Genomic DNA, 17,116 nt, shown 5'->3' with positions numbered 1-17,116 from the left:
TATTACAATAAAGGGAAATTATATGGCTCTAGAAAGAACATTCTCTATTATCAAACCCGACGCCGTAAAACGCGATCTGATCGGTGCAATCTATCATCGCATCGAGAAGGCCGGCCTTAAGATCATCGCAGCCAAAATGCTCACCCTCACCGAAGAGCAGGCAGCCGGTTTTTATGCCGAGCACGAAGGCAAGCCTTTCTTTGATGAGTTGAAGGCGTTTATGACCTCAGGGCCGATTATGGTCCAAGTGCTAGAGGGAGAGGATGCTATCTATCGCTATCGTGAACTGATGGGCAAGACCAACCCAGAAGAGGCCGCATGCGGTACTCTGCGCGCAGATTATGCGCTAAGTATGCGTCATAACTCGGTGCACGGCTCGGATAGCCCAACCTCGGCGGCGCGAGAGATTGAGTTCTTTTTCCCAAACACTGAGATCCATCCGCGCGGATAATCTCAGTGTGATGATTGATAAGCCCTAGCCTCGTGCTAGGGCTTTTTTGTCTTAGAGGTGAGAGTCGGAAGATGCGAAGCGAAAGTGGCTATACTTGAGGGGGTGACAGCACTTGTTGAAATCGCGTAAAGGCTGTACAATTCGCGCCCTTATTTCGTGTTCTGTCATTTGAGAGGCCATATGACCACAGAAAAAATCAATCTACTCGATTTTGATCGCAAGGCAATGCGTGCATTCTTCGCAGACGAGCTCGGCGAAAAAGCGTTTCGCGCTGACCAAGTGATGAAGTGGATCTACCATTTCGGTATTGATGACTTCGATAAAATGACAAACATTAACAAGAAACTACGTGAAAAACTTCACCTAAAGTGTGAGGTGAAAGCACCGGTGGTTTCTGATGCTCAGCACTCGTCAGACGGCACCATCAAGTGGGCAATGCGCGTTGGCGATCAAGATGTTGAAACTGTGTATATCCCAGAAGATGATCGCGCGACATTGTGTGTGTCTTCACAGGTGGGTTGTGCGCTTGAGTGTAAGTTCTGTTCAACGGCGCAACAGGGTTTTAACCGTAACCTAAAGGTTTCTGAGATCATTGGTCAGGTGTGGCGCGCTGCACGTGAGGTTGGTCTAGAGAAAGAGACCGGTCGCCGCCCAATCACCAATGTAGTGATGATGGGGATGGGTGAGCCACTGCTGAACATGAAAAACCTGATCCCATCGCTAGAGATCATGCTAGACGATCTTGGTTTTGGTCTATCGAAGCGCCGCGTAACTGTTTCTACCTCAGGTGTGGTATCCGGTCTTGACCAAATGGCAGGCCAAATTGATGTGGCCTTGGCCATCTCATTGCACGCGCCAAACGATGAACTGCGTAGCTCTATTATGCCAATCAATGACCGATGGGATATTGAAGATTTCCTTGCGTCAGTGCGTCGCTACATTGCGACCTCTAATGCCAACCGCGGCAAGGTGACAGTAGAGTATGTATTGCTTGATCATATCAACGACGATATGGACCATGCGCGTGAGCTTGCAGAACTACTTAAAGACACGCCGTGTAAGATCAATCTAATCCCGTTCAACCCATACCCAGGCTCGCCGTACAAAAAGCCGAGCAACTCACGTATTGATCGCTTCCAAAAGACCTTGATGCAATATGAGCACACGGTCACGGTACGTAAGACGCGTGGTGACGATATCGATGCGGCTTGTGGTCAGTTGGTGGGCGATGTGATTGACCGCACCAAACGTACTCAGCAACAGCGAGTAGCCAAAGGCGAGATGCTGGATGTCAAATCGGTTTAACAAAACCCGCGTATGATGCAAAAACCAGGTCTATTAGCCTGGTTTTTGGTTTTTATCTGCCGTGAAAATGTCAGTTTTGTGAAAAAACATTGATGCGTAGTCAATTTCTGTCTGCTGGTCATGTTGTTTCGAAGTTATTATCTATTAGAATGAACACGATATTTTTCGCATTTATTAACACGCAGTCTCGTCTATTGGCTATATCTAACTTAGCGTGATTATACTGAACAAAGCACATTCTCTATTCGGTTATGAAAAATAATAACGATAGCACCTCCGAATGGACCAACTTAGAAATTATTCTCAATGACAAATGAAGAACCTAGTGTCGCAGAGACACCACAAATCCAAGCCGGTACACTGCTTAAAGTAAAACGTAAAGAGCTGGGGCTCACTCAAGAACAGGTTGCTGAGCGACTTTGTCTTAAAGTCTCTGTGGTACAAAATCTTGAAAACAACGATTTTTCCCAGCAACAGGTGGCGACGTTTACCCGTGGCTATATTCGTAACTACGCTAAGTTAGTGGGGGTGCCTGAAAAAGAGATCCTCAGTGCCCTGGATGACTGTGACTCGACGGCCTTCAAAGAACAAGCAATGCATAGCTTCTCGAAAAAGACCAACAAGGAGAAGCAAGACAGCCGCATCATACTGATTTCTTGTGCCGTAGTGATTGCGGTGGTGGGTATTAGTGTCCTTTGGTGGCTTGGTGAGCGTGAGTTAGCTGAGCCTGAGTTGGTTCAAGAGCCAAGTACTCAGATTGAAGAGCTGACAGAGCCGGTGACGGTACTTGGTGATGAAATCCAAGGGCCTATTACGCTAGAGCCATTACCAGAGATAGAACAGCCAATCTATAACCCAGAGCCTGAAACATTGCCTGAGAATGAAGTGAGCGATGACACGGCTTTGGTTGAGGAACAGGCGCTGATTGCTGAGACGATTGAAGACGTCGTGGTTGAAGAAGAAGTACCGGTTGTCGATTCTGATCTGCCAAGACTGCGCTTAACCCTAACCGGTGATTGCTGGCTTCAGGTCAAAGATGCGACAGGTGCGACGCTGGCCATCGGAACCAAGAGCGCGGGTGAAGTACTCGATTTTGACCAGCCAGGCAGCTACAGCCTTGTTTTAGGTGCCCCACAGAACGTTTCGATCACTTTTGCAAGTGAACCTGTTGACCTTTCTGGGTATACTGCGGGTAAAGTAGCTCGAATCACCTTACCATAGTAGACATTATGCAACACGAATCTCCGATCAAACGTCGCCCCTCTACGCGTATTTATGTGGGCGACGTGCCTATTGGTGATGGTGCACCAATCGCCGTTCAATCAATGACTAACACACGCACAACGGATGTCGATGCCACCGTTGCGCAGATCCGCGCTCTGGAAAATGTCGGTGCAGACATTGTGCGCGTCTCCGTTCCCACCATGGATGCTGCCGAGGCCTTCAAGCAGATCAAGCAGCAAGTGTCGGTACCGCTGGTGGCGGATATTCATTTTGACTACCGCATCGCCCTTAAAGTGGCAGAGTACGGCGTCGACTGTCTGCGTATCAACCCAGGTAATATCGGTAAAGAAGACCGCATTCGCGCGGTTGTCGACTGCGCCCGCGATAAGAACATTCCAATTCGCATTGGTGTTAACGGTGGTTCACTGGAGAAAGATATCCAGATGAAGTACGGTGAGCCAACTCCAGAAGCCCTAGTCGAGTCGGCAATGCGTCACGTCGATATTCTTGATAGACTCAATTTTGACCAGTTCAAAGTGAGCGTGAAGGCGTCTGATGTGTTCTTGGCGGTGGACTCTTACCGCTTGTTGGCACAAAAAATCGATCAACCGCTGCACTTGGGGATCACAGAAGCGGGCGGTGCACGCGCCGGCGCAGTGAAATCTTCCGTCGGTTTAGGTATGCTGCTGGCTGAAGGTATCGGTGATACGCTGCGTATCTCTTTAGCCGCAGATCCAGTGGAAGAGATCAAAGTTGGCTTTGATATCCTAAAATCGCTGCGAATTCGCTCGCGAGGCATCAATTTTATTGCGTGCCCGAGCTGCTCGCGTCAGGAATTTGATGTGATAGGCACAGTCAACGCACTTGAACAGCGCCTAGAAGATATTATTACCCCAATGGATGTATCTATCATCGGTTGTGTGGTTAATGGTCCTGGTGAGGCGGAAGTGTCACACCTGGGGCTGGCAGGAAGCAACAAGAAGAGCGCTTTCTACGAAGATGGTAAGCGTCAAAAAGAGCGCTTTGACAATGATGACCTAGTCAATCAGCTCGAAGCGAAGATCCGCGCCAAAGCGGCGACGCTCGATAGCGACAATCGCATCGACGTCAAAAACATCGAATCAAATTAATCTCAACGACATTACGGTAAGTATTGTGGCAAAAACAATTCAAGCAATTCGAGGCATGAACGACTGCCTCCCAACGCAATCTCCACTTTGGCAAAAAGTGGAAGGTACAGTGAAAAACGTAATTAGTGCATACGGTTACAACGAAGTACGTATGCCAATCGTTGAGATGACGCATCTATTTAGTCGCGCGATCGGTGAAGTGACCGACGTGGTAGAAAAAGAGATGTACACCTTTGAAGACCGCAACGGTGATAGCCTAACCCTACGCCCTGAGGGCACTGCAGGCTGTGTGCGTGCGGGTATCGAAAACGGTCTGCTGTACAACCAAGAACAGCGCCTATGGTACATGGGCCCTATGTTCCGTCACGAGCGCCCACAAAAAGGTCGTTACCGTCAATTCCACCAGTGTGGTGTCGAGGTCTTCGGCCTTAATGGTCCTGATGTAGACGCTGAGCTCATCATGATGACAGCGCGCCTATGGCGTGAGCTAGGCATCGATAAGCACGTACGCCTCGAGCTGAACTCGATTGGTTCAACCGAAGATCGCGCTAACTACCGTACAGCGCTGATTGCGTTTCTTGAGCAGCACGAAGAGGTGTTGGATGAAGACTGTAAGCGTCGCATGCACACCAACCCATTGCGCGTACTGGATACTAAGAACGCTGACGTCCAAGCCATTCTTGGCGACGCGCCGCGTCTATCTGACTACCTAAGTGACGAGTCGAAACAACATTTTACAGGTCTGTGTGAACTTCTTGACGCAGCCGGCATCGAATATACCGTTAATGAGCGCTTGGTACGTGGCTTGGATTACTACAACCGCACCGTATTTGAGTGGATCACCGAGAGCTTAGGCGCACAGGGCACCGTGTGTGGCGGTGGCCGCTACGATGGTCTTGTCGAGCAGCTAGGTGGCAAGCCAACCCCTGCGGTCGGCTTTGCTATGGGTCTTGAGCGTCTGGTTCTGATGATGGAAACACTTGAGCTCACCGAGGTTCGCCGTGGCGTTGATGTTTACATGGTGACCGCGGGTGAAGGCACTATGATGGCGGGGATGAAACTGGCTGAGCAGCTTCGTGAGCAAGTACCGGGCCTGCGCGTGATGAACCACTTTGGTGGCGGTAACTTTAAGAAGCAGTTCAAGCGAGCGGACAAAGTTGGCGCAGCAGTGGCACTAGTTCTTGGTGAGAACGAAGTGGCTGATGGCACTGTGGTGGTAAAAGATTTGATTGGTGGTGAGCAAACCACGATGTCACAGCAAGATGCCGTGGCAAAACTAAGCGAATTGGTTTAATTAGATAACCCATTTTATTTCAGAAGGCAGCGTTGACTGCCTTCTTGCGTAGATTTAAAGAGGAATGCACGTGGAACTCTACGATAGCGAAGAACAACAAGTAGAAGCCATTAAGGATTGGTGGAAGGAAAACGGCAAGGCCGTTATTTTGGGTACAGTTGTGGGTATCGGTGGCCTTTTAGGCTGGCGTTTTTACCAAGACTCTGTGCTTGAAGCGCAGGAAGCAGCCTCTGATGCTTACATGACAGCGATGACGCAACTTAACGGTCAAGGTGCACAGGCGCAAGATCAAGTTGAAGCCTTCATCAGTACTAACAGTGATTCTGAGTACGCCGTTCTTGCCGCTCTGCAGCTGGCAAAAGCTCAGGTTGAAGCGGGTGAGCTTGATGGCGCACTTGAACAGCTAAGTTGGGCACAGGCAAATACTGGTGATAATGCACTGAAAGCGGTTGCGACTTATCGCGTAGCACGCCTACAAGCAGAACTGGGTAACGATAGCGATGCATTGGCAAGCCTAGACTCATTGACTCACCAAGATTGGGCGGGCCGTGTGGCTGAACTGCGTGGTGATATCTTGCTTCGTTCAGGTGATGAAGATGCTGCTTACCAAGCGTATTCAGAAGCGCAGCAGTCAGCAGACAACAGTCCTGGTCTGCAAATGAAGTTGGATGACCTAGCGAAATAAGGATTGCCTTTGATGAATAAACTGCTTCGCAAAGTACTGATGCCAGCGGTGGCACTTGGTATTTTGGCAGGATGTGCGGGAGAGGAAGACACCATTATCATGGCACCTGTGCCAGAGGTGGAGAGTCAGTTTTCTCCTCAGCAACAATGGAAAAGTTCAGTTGGCAGTGGAGTTGAACACTACTTCTCTAAGCTGTCTCCAGAATATGCTTATGACAAGGTGTTTGTTGCAAGCCGAGAGGGCCTAGTCAAGGCGCTAGATCCTGAGACTGGTAAGCAGTTGTGGCAAGCTAATCTCGCAGGAGATACCTCTGCTCGTCTTTCAGGCGGTATTTTAGGCGCTTACTCTAAGGTTTACATCGGTAGCGAAAACGGTGAAGTTATCGCCCTTGATCAAGACAGTGGTGAAACGCTGTGGCGAGCACAAGTTGAGGGCGAGGTCTTAACCGCGCCGATTGCGGAGAGCAACCTGATTATCGTGCATACCGCTCGCGGCATGCTGCTAGCGCTAGACCAAGATACCGGTAATCAGCGCTGGGCCATCAGTATGGATGTACCGAACCTAACCCTGCGTGGCGATAGTCGCCCGGCAGCGGTGTCTGGTGGCGTCTTCTGGGGCACGGCGAATGGTCGCTTGGCGGCAGCGATTGTTGAGAACGGTCAGTTGATCTGGCAGCAACCGATCGGTTTGCCGCAAGGTGCCACTGAGATCGATCGCCTAGTTGATGTCGATGCGTCACCTATTATTCTTGGTAGCACGCTGTACATCGTTGGCTTTAATGGCAACTTGGTCAGCGTTGATCTTCGCTCCGGGCAGCCAGTATGGAAACGCCCATACTCATCAGCCAACGATATGACGACCGATAACCGCAGCATCTATCTGGCGACGGACAAAGACCACCTTGTAGCGGTCGATGCGCGCAGTGGTACAGAGTTGTGGGTCAATAGCCAGCTTGAGCACCGCTTGCTGACCGCGCCGGTGATCATTGATCGTCACGTGGTGGTTGGTGATAGCGAGGGTTATCTTTACTGGCTAGACCGTGAATCAGGTGATTTTGTCTCTAAGCAGTTAGTTGATGAGAGCGGATTCGCTGTCAGCCCAATCGCGGTTGATGATGGCTACGTGCTTATCACGCGTAATGGCGATGTAAAGAAACTGACGCTTAACAAATAATTTGTGATAGTATTCACATTCGGCTCCTGGCTGCTGCGCAGTTAGGAGCCGTTTTATTGAAAGCGAGTAAAAAGGGACGAAAATTACTCAATCTTTTATAAACTTGTGGTTATAGGTAAAACGCTGGCGAACTGATTAGCAAGCGGTTACCTATAGCTACAGAGAGAACATAGTGTAGAGGTTATTATGGTACCTGTTGTTGCCCTCGTTGGGCGTCCGAACGTTGGTAAGTCGACGTTGTTTAACCGATTGACTCGTACGCGCGACGCATTGGTTGCGGATTTCCCTGGGTTAACGCGCGACCGTAAATACGGCCAGGCTAAGCTTGGTGAACACGAATTTATTGTGATCGACACCGGCGGTATCGACGGTACTGAGGAAGGTGTTGAGACCAAAATGGCTGAGCAGTCGTTAGCGGCGATTGACGAGGCTGATGTGGTGTTGTTTATGGTGGATGGCCGCGCTGGTCTAACACCATCGGATATCGCGATCTCAAATCACCTACGTAAGATCGAAAAGCCATCAATGCTGGTGGTGAACAAGGTCGATGGCATCGATGCCGATGCAGCCAGTGCCGACTTCTGGCAACTGGGTGTTGAGAGCATGTACCAGATCGCAGCAGCGCACGGCCGTGGTGTCGGCGCTCTGATTGATCGTGCTTTAAACCCATTTGCTGAGCAGTTGCTTGAGCAGCAGGGTGAGATCGAAGATCTGACCGAGTTTGAAGACGTTGAGGAAGAGAAACTCGATTACACCGAGGAAGAGGCTGAAGCCGAGTACCAGCGCCTGCAAGAAAAACCAATCAAGCTCGCGATCATCGGTCGTCCGAACGTGGGTAAATCGACCCTGACTAACCGCATCTTGGGTGAAGAGCGTGTGGTGGTGTATGACATGCCAGGCACAACGCGCGACTCTATCTACATTCCGATGGAGCGTGATGGTCGTGAATATGTCCTAATCGATACTGCGGGTGTGCGTCGTCGTAAGCGCATCAACGAGACAGTGGAAAAGTTCTCGGTGGTGAAAACGCTGAAAGCAGTAGAAGATGCCAACGTGGTATTGCTGGTTATCGATGCACGTGAGAACATCTCGGATCAAGACTTGAGCCTACTCGGCTTTGCATTGAACGCCGGTCGTTCGATTGTGATTGCCGTTAACAAGTGGGATGGCCTGGATATGGACGTCAAAGAGCACGTGAAGAAAGAGCTCGACCGTCGTCTTGGCTTTGTTGACTTTGCGCGTATTCACTTTATCTCAGCGCTGCACGGCACGGGTGTTGGTCACCTATTTGAGTCAGTACAAGAGGCTTACAAATCAGCGACAACACGTGTGGGCACTTCAGTACTAACACGTATTATGAAGATGGCTACTGACGATCACCAACCACCAATGGTGCGTGGTCGTCGCGTGAAGCTTAAGTACGCACACGCGGGGGGTTATAACCCACCGATCGTGGTGATCCACGGCAACCTAGTTAATGAGCTGCCAGATTCGTACAAGCGTTACCTGATGAACTACTACCGTAAGTCTCTCGATATCATGGGTACACCAATCCGTATCCAGTTCCAGAGCAGCGATAACCCGTTTGAGGGTAAATCGAGCAAGATGACGCTGTCTCAAGAGCGTAAGCGCAAAAAGCTTATGAGCATGATGAAAGGCCGCAAGAAGTAATCCAGTCGATTGATTTTAAAAGCGCCATAGACCGAGGTCTATGGCGCTTTTTGCATTTAACCTAAGGAGTAAAGATGCAAGTATCTCCAACCCAAGTACAGTTCTGTCATGGTATTTGGTCACTGACGAGCAAGGTGCTACTGGTTAAGCACCAAGCTGACAAAACCTTTGTTATCACCGAGCAAACTCCCTTTCATCCTGTGAGTCATATCTGGCCGGATCATCCCGCGGATAAGGGTCACCTTGTGCTAGGAAGTGAGTCACACCAAGTCGTCGATTGTCTCGTTGGCGCAGTGGATCTCGCCACTGGTGAGCTGTTTGTTGATCGCGCGATCCCAGTAAAGCGTGACCAGTTTGGCTGGGCGTTTGTTGTCGTACACGTGCTTGAGGGAGAAGTCGCGCTAAGCATAGATACTGACGTATCGCTGAATGTGGATCAAAGCTATCAGCTTGCCTTAAGTCGTGGACACAGTGCAGGTCACTTGGCATACCTTGCTCTTAACAAGATCCTGGTTGAGGGCGGTTATTGGCGTAAGCAGGCTGATCGCCTCGATCCGCATGGGCATTACGATTTTAATAGCTACGCACAAGAAACCAGCTTTGTTAATGAGGATCGTTGTGTTGACCAGTATCGCTTAGGTAAGACCCTACGCAAACGTGGCCTAAATAGCGCCGATATGCTGGCCAACCTTGATCAGATAGCCCTACAGGTGAATCAACAGCTGGTGGATTGGCTTGCCACGGGTGCAGATGTGGTAATGGAGTGCCAAGGCGAGGCACTGACGCATTCACGTTACTGGCACTGTGATCTTGGTGAGCGAGCACCTGCCGTGATCCCATGTGGTGGAACCCACGTGAAATCGCTAAAAGAGTATGCGACGATTAGCGTAGAACTGCGTCAAATTGATGCGCAGAACATTGAAATGCACACCAATGTAACTAGTGCAGATTCAGAATAAGATCTTTTTATTAAATGTGGTTATTCTTGCATTTATATTCAATTACCAGTGTTTTCAACTGTCTGTAATTGAAATGCAGGATATGTAACTTATGCTTTCGGTGTGTGGTTATATAAATGTTCTTTTTGCCGCAGATCGCTGATCACATTGGAAAACGCCGATGATCGTATAAAGATCATTGGCAAAAGCTTGGATCAGATCGTTCAATTTATAACAAACTTATTTAGTGAGAGTCGTAATGAGCAGCAATAATTGTCCAAACTGTCATCAAGAGCTGGACTGGGATGGTGGCTATGTGTGTAATCAGTGCGAAGTGCGCTTTAAAAAGATCGCCTTCTGCCCAGACTGCGAAGCCCAACTAGAGAAGCTCCAAGCCTGCGGCGCCGCCAGCTATTTCTGCAACAGCTGTAACGAGCTAAAGTCTAAATCGCGAATCAGGATCGAATTCGTACAAGATTAAAAAAGGAGCGAGGTGCGGGGACGCTGCGCTACGGGGAGCGAGGGGTCTTTGGTGCTGTGATATCTCCGATAAGATTAAAGGATTCCCTGCGTGGCAGAAAATCCTCGCACCTCGTAGGGCGAAGCCCGTCCCCGAACCTCGCACCTGCTTTTAGCGTGCAATAGAAGTAACGTCACCATCAGCCAAGCGCGTCACCAACACATCGCCCGATTTAACTTGCTCAGCCTGTGTAACGACCTGTCCAGATTCTAGTTGGGTGATCGAGTAGCCGCGCTTGAGTGTGGCCAGGGGGCTGACCGCATCGAGTTTTTCAGCCGCGAGTGCGACTTGGTGTTGGGAGGTCAGAAGTTGACGCTTTATGGCGTCTACCAAGCGATGCTGGGTGCGACTAAGTTGATGTTGCTGCTGATTAATGGTGTTAACTGGCGAGGCAGACAGGATTTTCTGCTGCTGACGTTCAACACCACTGCGTTGCTTAGTCATATACAGCGCCATAGCATGCTGCATGCGGCGCTCGAGCTCATCGAGTTGTTGCGACTGGCGTTCAAGTTGATAGCTTGGGTGCTGCTTCTCGAGTCGGTGCAGCAGTTGGGCTCGGCGCTGCTTTTGCTCTTGGAAATACAAGCGTGCGGCATTGAACAGACGATTGACGCGTGTCTGTACACCTTGGCGTTTATGGCTGTTATCGCGACTGACTAACTCGGCCGCGGCTGATGGGGTAGGTGCGCGCATATCGGCAACAAAGTCGGCGATAGTTACATCAATTTCGTGCCCAACAGCACTAATGATCGGGATCTGGCTCGCCGCAATCGTGCGGGCGACGATCTCTTCATTAAAGCACCACAGATCCTCAAGTGAGCCACCCCCACGCCCGACGATCAGTACGTCACACTCATTACGCTCATTGGCGGTGCCAATGGCTTGAGCGATCTTAATCGCGGCATCACCTCCTTGAACCATGGTGGGGTAAATCACCACTGGAAGGGTCGGGTCACGCCTTTTGAGTACATCAAGGATATCAAACAGCGCGGCACCGGTTTGCGAGGTGATGATCCCAACCCGTTTAGGGTGCTCAGGAAGAGGCCGCTTATTGGTCTGGGCGAACAAACCCTCGCCTGCAAGGCGCATTTTGAGCTCTTCGAACTGCTGCTGCAGTCGGCCATCACCTTCAGGCTGCATACTCTCAATAATCAGTTGATAGTCGCCGCGTGGTTCATACAGCGATAGGCGCGCTTTGACTAATACCTGCTGCCCAGACTGTGGCTTAAAGCTGACGCGGCGATTATTACCACGAAACATGGCGCACTTAACCTGAGCGCGAGCATCTTTGAGCGTGAAGTACCAGTGACCTGATACCGGGGCAGAAAAGTTGGAGATCTCACCGAGCAGCCAAACAATACCCATCTCATTTTCGAGAAGGAGGCGCACTTCGGCATTGAGCCGTGAAACAGTGAAGATATTGGGATTAGTCGCAGCAGACACAGCGATTCTCAGGACGTGAGTATGGAAGTTAGCGGCAATATAATACATAGCAAGGGGTAAAATGCAAATAAAAAATAGAAAAATGTGTAGCCAACCGTTTGCGTTGACCGTATAATCCCTCCGCAATATCTAATCCAAACGCAGCTAACTGCACTCATTATGCGAAACGATGAGTTTGGGTTTCTCTATTTTTACCTATCCTAATTGTGAGATATTGCAAATGCTAAGAATTGCCAAAGAAGCGCTGACATTCGACGACGTACTACTGGTGCCAGCACACTCCACCGTTCTCCCAAATACAGCTGATCTTCGCACTCAGCTGACGAAGAATATTACTCTAAACATCCCAATGATCTCTGCGTCGATGGACACCGTGACCGAAGCCCGTCTGGCTATCGCTCTGGCGCAGGAAGGCGGCATTGGCTTTATCCATAAGAACATGTCTATTGAGCAGCAAGCTGCTGAAGTTCGCACGGTTAAGAAATTTGAAGCTGGTGTAGTAACAGACCCTGTAACAGTAAACCCACATGCAACGATTGCCGATGTTGTGGCTCTGACGGAGAAGCACGGCTTTGCTGGTTTCCCGGTTGTTACTGAAAACAATGAACTAGTGGGTATCATCACTGGTCGTGACGTACGCTTTGTAACTGACCTGTCTAAATCTGTTGAGTCAGTAATGACGGCAAAAGAGAACCTAGCTTCAGTTAAAGAAGGTGCAACTCGTGAAGAAGTGCAAGAGAAGATGCACGAAGCACGCGTTGAGAAAGTACTTGTTGTGAACGAAGAGTTCCAACTAACCGGTATGATCACGGCAAAAGATTTCCACAAAGCAGAGCGTAAGCCAAACGCATGTAAAGACGCACAAGGTCGCTTGCGTGTTGGTGCTGCGGTTGGCGCAGGCGCTGGTAACGAAGAGCGCGTTGCAGCTCTTGTTGAAGCGGGCATCGATGTTCTTCTAATCGACTCTTCACACGGCCACTCTGAGGGTGTTCTAAACCGTATCCGCGAAACTCGCGCAGCGTACCCAGATCTTGATATCATCGGCGGTAACGTAGCGACTGGCGCAGGTGCTCAGGCACTGATCGACGCAGGCGTTAGCGCAGTGAAAGTGGGTATCGGCCCAGGTTCAATCTGTACCACTCGTATCGTAACGGGTGTCGGTGTTCCTCAGGTGACAGCGATTGCTGACGCGGTTGAAGTAGCGAACAAGCAAGGCATCCCAGTGATTGCTGACGGTGGTATCCGCTTCTCTGGTGATATCTGTAAAGCGATCGTTGCTGGTGCATCGTGTGTGATGGTGGGCTCAATGTTCGCGGGTACTGAAGAAGCACCGGGTGAGGTCATCCTTTACAACGGTCGTTCATACAAAGCTTACCGCGGTATGGGCTCACTTGGCGCAATGTCTCAAGGCTCTTCAGACCGTTACTTCCAGACTGATAACGCGGCAGACAAATTGGTACCAGAAGGTATCGAGGGTCGTATCGCGTACAAAGGTCGCCTAAAAGAGATCGTTCACCAGCAAATGGGTGGTCTGCGTTCAAGCATGGGTCTAACCGGCTCTGCCACTATCGAAGATATGCGTACTAAAGCTGAATTCGTGCGCATCTCGGGTGCAGGCATGGCGGAATCGCACGTGCATGACGTTCAAATCACTAAGGAAGCGCCAAACTACCGTCGCGGTTAATTTCTTCGCAGAAATGAGGGGCTCTGAATAAAGAGTCCCGCGACGAAAACGTTTGCTTTTTTCCTTGAAGCATTTAAGCGGGGCGAGTAAACTCGCCTCGTTTTCTTAACCCAGCTTAAAAAGACTGCCCAATATGACGAAAAATATTCATGACCAGCGTATCCTTATCCTAGACTTCGGATCGCAATACACTCAGCTCGTAGCACGCCGCGTTCGCGAAATCGGTGTTTACTGTGAACTATGGAGCTGGGATGTAGAAGAAGCGGATATTCGTGAATTCAACCCAGACGGTATCATCCTCTCTGGTGGCCCTGAAAGCGTAACCGAAGAAAACTCGCCACGCGCACCACAATACGTGTTTGATTCAGGTGTTCCTGTACTGGGTATCTGCTACGGCATGCAAACCATGGCTGAGCAGCTAGGTGGTAAAGTAGCAGGCTCTGATGAGCGTGAGTTTGGCTACGCACAAGTAAAAGTGGTTCACGAGTCATCTCTATTTAGCAACATCGAAGATGCGATTGCTGAAGACGGCAATGCACTGCTTGACGTGTGGATGAGCCACGGCGACAAAGTGGTTGAGATCCCATCTGACTTCACCAAGATTGCTCAAACAGACACCTGTCCTTACGCGGCAATGGCCAACGAAGAGAAGAAGTACTACGGCGTGCAGTTCCACCCAGAGGTGACGCACACTCGCCAAGGTACTCGCATGCTAGAGAACTTTGTTCTTAACGTGTGTGGCTGTGAAAAGCTATGGACCTCTCAGTCGATCATCGATGACGCGATCGCTCGCATCAAAGAGCAAGTGGGTGATGATGAGGTTATCCTAGGTCTATCAGGTGGTGTTGATTCATCTGTGGTAGCGATGCTAGTGCACCGCGCGATCGGCGACAAGCTGACTTGTGTGTTCGTTGACAACGGCCTACTGCGCCTGAACGAGGGTGAGCAGGTGATGGAGATGTTTGGTGACCACTTCGGTCTGAACATCATCAAGGTTGATGCAGAAGAGCGCTTCCTCAAAGCACTGGAAGGCAAATCTGATCCAGAAGACAAGCGCAAGACCATCGGTCACGTGTTTGTTGATGTATTCGATGAAGAGTCGAAGAAGCTTAAGAACGCTAAATGGCTAGCTCAAGGCACTATCTACCCAGACGTTATCGAGTCAGCAGCGTCTAAGACGGGTAAAGCGCACGTGATCAAATCTCACCATAACGTTGGCGGTCTGCCAGATGATATGGAGATGGGTCTGGTTGAGCCTCTACGTGAGCTGTTTAAAGATGAAGTACGCAAGATCGGTCTAGAGCTTGGTCTACCGTACAACATGCTCTACCGTCACCCGTTCCCGGGTCCAGGTCTAGGTGTACGTGTTCTTGGTGAGATCAAGAAAGAGTACTGTGACCTGCTACGTCGCGCAGACGCTATCTTTATTGAAGAACTGCACGCAGCAGACCTATACCACAAGGTTTCTCAAGCATTTACGGTATTCCTACCAGTACGCTCTGTTGGCGTAATGGGCGATGGCCGTAAGTACGATTGGGTGGTATCACTGCGCGCGGTTGAGACCATTGACTTCATGACGGCCCACTGGGCACACCTACCATATGACTTCCTAGGTAAGGTATCGAACCGTATCATCAACGAGATCGACGGTATCTCGCGCGTGGTTTACGATATCTCAGGTAAGCCGCCAGCGACAATCGAGTGGGAATAATCCCCGCCGCTTAGTAACTGAATCTAAAAAGCCCCGAGTACTTTATATACAGTACTCGGGGCTTTTTTCATTTGATTAACAATATCAATGATTGCAGTTAGATTGACTTCAGGCAATAAGTCTTGTTAGTTGATTTAGATTGCAACCTATATTGAGCGTTTGAGCTCGTTCGATATTGAGATAACTGTGGCCGTATCTAATAGCGATTTTTCTCTCAAGTTGATTAATCGGGACTTCCAACTCTTGAGTTTGTATCTGTTTCGGAGTCAGTGTTTTGACCGATGAATTCATACCACCTCGCTCGATCTTAAGCTGTCCGACCCACCACCGCAAAACTGTATAACCCACATCTATTGAGCGCACTGCTTTAGGAACTGAGTAACCTTGGTCAAGAACCAAGCATGCCAGATCCATTTCTAACTCGGCAGACAATATTTTGGCATTTGGCACCTTATTAATGGTGGTGGTGACTTTACCACCTAATTGTGTGCGCGGGATCGTTAAACCACTACAAAGAATTTGAAACGGCGACCTTGTAAAAGAAGTGCATCTAAACTCGGAAAAGCATGAGGATAAACAAGCCTAATTATGAGAAATGCAATACAAACTATTTTTAACTGCAATAAAGTTATGTTATAACATAGCGCCATTGATAAATGGGGCTATGTTGAGCGGAAAATGACTGCAATTTATGCTCATAGCGGTTTTTAAGGTGAATTATTACACTTTTAGAACCGATTAATGTTGGTCCACGTAACCCGTACCAAACGCTTCCCAGTTAGCTATACGCTCAGAGGAAGGTTAAATTGCAATCAATTATTTGGATGCCATGATATGTCCGTTAACTTTAAAGACGAAAATATAAATAGTGAAGAAAATAGATGATTGAAGGAGCAAGTAATCCAGCTTACAGGAAGGAAACAAGTTACCTAAACGGTTCAGTTTACAGAAAGGTAATGAGTTATTTACATAAGCCTATGCAGTTATTGACTGTATTGCTGGCTGTCAGTTTTCTCACCTTCGTATTAACCTCTCTGGCTCCTGGTGAACCAGGAGCTAAAATGTATGAAGCCGCAGGAGTCATACCAACACAAGAAATGCTGGCTTTAACGCGTAGCCAGCTTGGTCTAGACAAGCCTTTCCTTGAAAGATACTTTTTATGGCTGATTAGGTGCTTGCAGGGAGATTTAGGTACATCCTTTTCTCAACATGACGATGTTCTCAAGCTTATTTTGAAAAACCTGCAACCGACCATAACTCTTGCCCTATGCGTTTTGTTCGTGACTCTCACAGTTTCATTGCCTCTAGGTATTTTGTCAGCAGTAAGGAAGAATAAATTTACGGACTATATAATTCGTTTCACAAGCTTTGTAGGTAATTCTGCTCCTAACTTTCTGATTGCACTGATCTTAACCTATGTATTTTCCTATCAGCTTAAATTAATCCCAGTTTTTACTAAATCAGGGACTATTCAATCCTTGATATTACCGGTGCTTTCATTGGCAGTTGTTATAAGCTCAGAATATACGCGGCAGATTAGAGCTTTTTTCCTTGAAGAACTTTCACAGGACTACGTTTATGGTGCACGAGCAAGAGGCGTAAGCGAATCAAGAATTTTATTTATTCATGTCATGCGCAATACAATGCTACCACTCGTTACTTTGATTGCCTTTTCTTTAGGCTCTCTATTAGGTGGTGTAGCCATCATTGAAGTTATTTTCTCTTTTCAGGGGCTAGGTAATCTCATTATTTATGCTGTTGATTATAGGGATTATCCGCTGATCCAAGGTCTCGTGTTATGGATCGCCATGTGTTATACGTTGATTAATATTTTTACAGATTTACTTTACCAAGCCCTTGACCCACGGCTAAGAAAAGTTTCATAGG

At 48.8% G+C, this 17,116-nt stretch carries 14 protein-coding genes; 13 read left to right on the top strand and 1 reads right to left on the bottom strand.

Annotated features, from left to right (window positions below; all coding sequences use genetic code 11):
- Positions 1-22 precede the first annotated feature (22 nt).
- The 10 genes from ndk (at position 23) to ACSTTG_RS17970 (ending at position 10,352) form a co-directional block, all read left to right on the top strand.
- Complete coding sequence (gene ndk, locus ACSTTG_RS18015) at positions 23-451, top strand: nucleoside-diphosphate kinase (protein WP_438460207.1); 429 nt, start codon at positions 23-25, stop codon at positions 449-451.
- Between the two features lie 180 nt (positions 452-631).
- Complete coding sequence (rlmN, locus tag ACSTTG_RS18010) at positions 632-1,756, top strand: dual-specificity RNA methyltransferase RlmN (protein WP_438475756.1); 1,125 nt, start codon at positions 632-634, stop codon at positions 1,754-1,756.
- Positions 1,757-2,062: 306 nt separating this feature from the next.
- Entirely contained in the window at positions 2,063-2,977 is a 915-nt protein-coding gene (locus ACSTTG_RS18005) for a RodZ domain-containing protein (protein WP_438475755.1), read from the top strand.
- Between the two features lie 8 nt (positions 2,978-2,985).
- Positions 2,986-4,110 (top strand): flavodoxin-dependent (E)-4-hydroxy-3-methylbut-2-enyl-diphosphate synthase, encoded by a 1,125-nt coding sequence (gene ispG, locus ACSTTG_RS18000; protein WP_438460210.1) that lies wholly within the window; start codon positions 2,986-2,988, stop codon positions 4,108-4,110.
- A 25-nt stretch (positions 4,111-4,135) separates the two neighbouring features.
- Positions 4,136-5,404 carry a histidine--tRNA ligase gene (hisS, locus tag ACSTTG_RS17995; protein ID WP_438460211.1) on the top strand — a complete coding sequence of 423 codons (1,269 nt, stop codon included), beginning with the start codon at positions 4,136-4,138 and terminating at the stop codon, positions 5,402-5,404.
- A gap of 70 nt (positions 5,405-5,474) precedes the next feature.
- On the top strand, positions 5,475-6,089 hold the full coding sequence (locus tag ACSTTG_RS17990; RefSeq protein ID WP_438460212.1) for a YfgM family protein: 615 nt from the start codon (positions 5,475-5,477) through the stop codon (positions 6,087-6,089).
- A 12-nt stretch (positions 6,090-6,101) separates the two neighbouring features.
- On the top strand, positions 6,102-7,262 hold the full coding sequence (gene bamB, locus ACSTTG_RS17985; protein ID WP_438475754.1) for an outer membrane protein assembly factor BamB: 1,161 nt from the start codon (positions 6,102-6,104) through the stop codon (positions 7,260-7,262).
- A 186-nt stretch (positions 7,263-7,448) separates the two neighbouring features.
- On the top strand, positions 7,449-8,933 hold the full coding sequence (gene der, locus ACSTTG_RS17980; protein ID WP_438460215.1) for a ribosome biogenesis GTPase Der: 1,485 nt from the start codon (positions 7,449-7,451) through the stop codon (positions 8,931-8,933).
- 74 nt (positions 8,934-9,007) lie between these two features.
- Positions 9,008-9,892, top strand: coding sequence for an alanyl-tRNA editing protein (locus ACSTTG_RS17975; protein WP_438460216.1), 885 nt, complete (start codon positions 9,008-9,010; stop codon positions 9,890-9,892).
- 238 nt (positions 9,893-10,130) lie between these two features.
- Entirely contained in the window at positions 10,131-10,352 is a 222-nt protein-coding gene (locus tag ACSTTG_RS17970) for a zinc ribbon domain-containing protein (RefSeq protein WP_438475753.1), read from the top strand.
- A 150-nt stretch (positions 10,353-10,502) separates the two neighbouring features.
- On the opposite strand, the gene xseA is transcribed toward ACSTTG_RS17970, so the two are convergent.
- Complete coding sequence (xseA, locus tag ACSTTG_RS17965; protein WP_438460218.1) at positions 10,503-11,882, bottom strand: exodeoxyribonuclease VII large subunit; 1,380 nt, start codon at positions 11,880-11,882, stop codon at positions 10,503-10,505.
- 172 nt (positions 11,883-12,054) lie between these two features.
- On the opposite strand from xseA, the gene guaB reads away from it, so the two are divergent.
- The 3 genes from guaB to ACSTTG_RS17950 all read left to right on the top strand — a co-directional run bounded on the left by guaB (position 12,055) and on the right by ACSTTG_RS17950 (position 17,115).
- Positions 12,055-13,518, top strand: a complete 1,464-nt coding sequence (guaB, locus tag ACSTTG_RS17960; RefSeq protein ID WP_438460219.1) for an IMP dehydrogenase — start codon at positions 12,055-12,057, stop codon at positions 13,516-13,518.
- A gap of 133 nt (positions 13,519-13,651) precedes the next feature.
- Complete coding sequence (guaA, locus tag ACSTTG_RS17955; protein ID WP_438475752.1) at positions 13,652-15,229, top strand: glutamine-hydrolyzing GMP synthase; 1,578 nt, start codon at positions 13,652-13,654, stop codon at positions 15,227-15,229.
- Positions 15,230-16,110: 881 nt separating this feature from the next.
- Positions 16,111-17,115: an ABC transporter permease gene (locus tag ACSTTG_RS17950; protein WP_438460221.1), complete on the top strand. Its 1,005-nt coding sequence runs from the start codon at positions 16,111-16,113 to the stop codon at positions 17,113-17,115.
- Position 17,116 lies beyond the last annotated feature (1 nt).

The sequence above is a fragment of the Vibrio glycogenivorans genome (genome assembly GCF_051660965.1).
In the GTDB taxonomy this organism is placed as follows: Bacteria; Pseudomonadota; Gammaproteobacteria; order Enterobacterales; family Vibrionaceae; genus Vibrio.
This window is presented reverse-complemented; position numbering and strand designations above follow the sequence as displayed.

Bases quoted from the DNA above. Each gene is read 5' to 3' on its own strand.
- guaB (WP_438460219.1), top strand. From the start codon at position 12,055: ATGCTAAGAATTGCCAAAGAAGCGCTGACATTCGACGACGTACTACTG.
- der (WP_438460215.1), top strand. From the start codon at position 7,449: ATGGTACCTGTTGTTGCCCTCGTTGGGCGTCCGAACGTTGGTAAGTCG.
- xseA (WP_438460218.1), bottom strand. From the start codon at position 11,882: ATGTATTATATTGCCGCTAACTTCCATACTCACGTCCTGAGAATCGCT.
- bamB (WP_438475754.1), top strand. From the start codon at position 6,102: ATGAATAAACTGCTTCGCAAAGTACTGATGCCAGCGGTGGCACTTGGT.
- ACSTTG_RS17975 (WP_438460216.1), top strand. From the start codon at position 9,008: ATGCAAGTATCTCCAACCCAAGTACAGTTCTGTCATGGTATTTGGTCA.
- guaA (WP_438475752.1), top strand. From the start codon at position 13,652: ATGACGAAAAATATTCATGACCAGCGTATCCTTATCCTAGACTTCGGA.
- ACSTTG_RS17970 (WP_438475753.1), top strand. From the start codon at position 10,131: ATGAGCAGCAATAATTGTCCAAACTGTCATCAAGAGCTGGACTGGGAT.
- ACSTTG_RS17950 (WP_438460221.1), top strand. From the start codon at position 16,111: ATGATTGAAGGAGCAAGTAATCCAGCTTACAGGAAGGAAACAAGTTAC.
- ACSTTG_RS18005 (WP_438475755.1), top strand. From the start codon at position 2,063: ATGACAAATGAAGAACCTAGTGTCGCAGAGACACCACAAATCCAAGCC.
- ispG (WP_438460210.1), top strand. From the start codon at position 2,986: ATGCAACACGAATCTCCGATCAAACGTCGCCCCTCTACGCGTATTTAT.
- rlmN (WP_438475756.1), top strand. From the start codon at position 632: ATGACCACAGAAAAAATCAATCTACTCGATTTTGATCGCAAGGCAATG.
- ndk (WP_438460207.1), top strand. From the start codon at position 23: ATGGCTCTAGAAAGAACATTCTCTATTATCAAACCCGACGCCGTAAAA.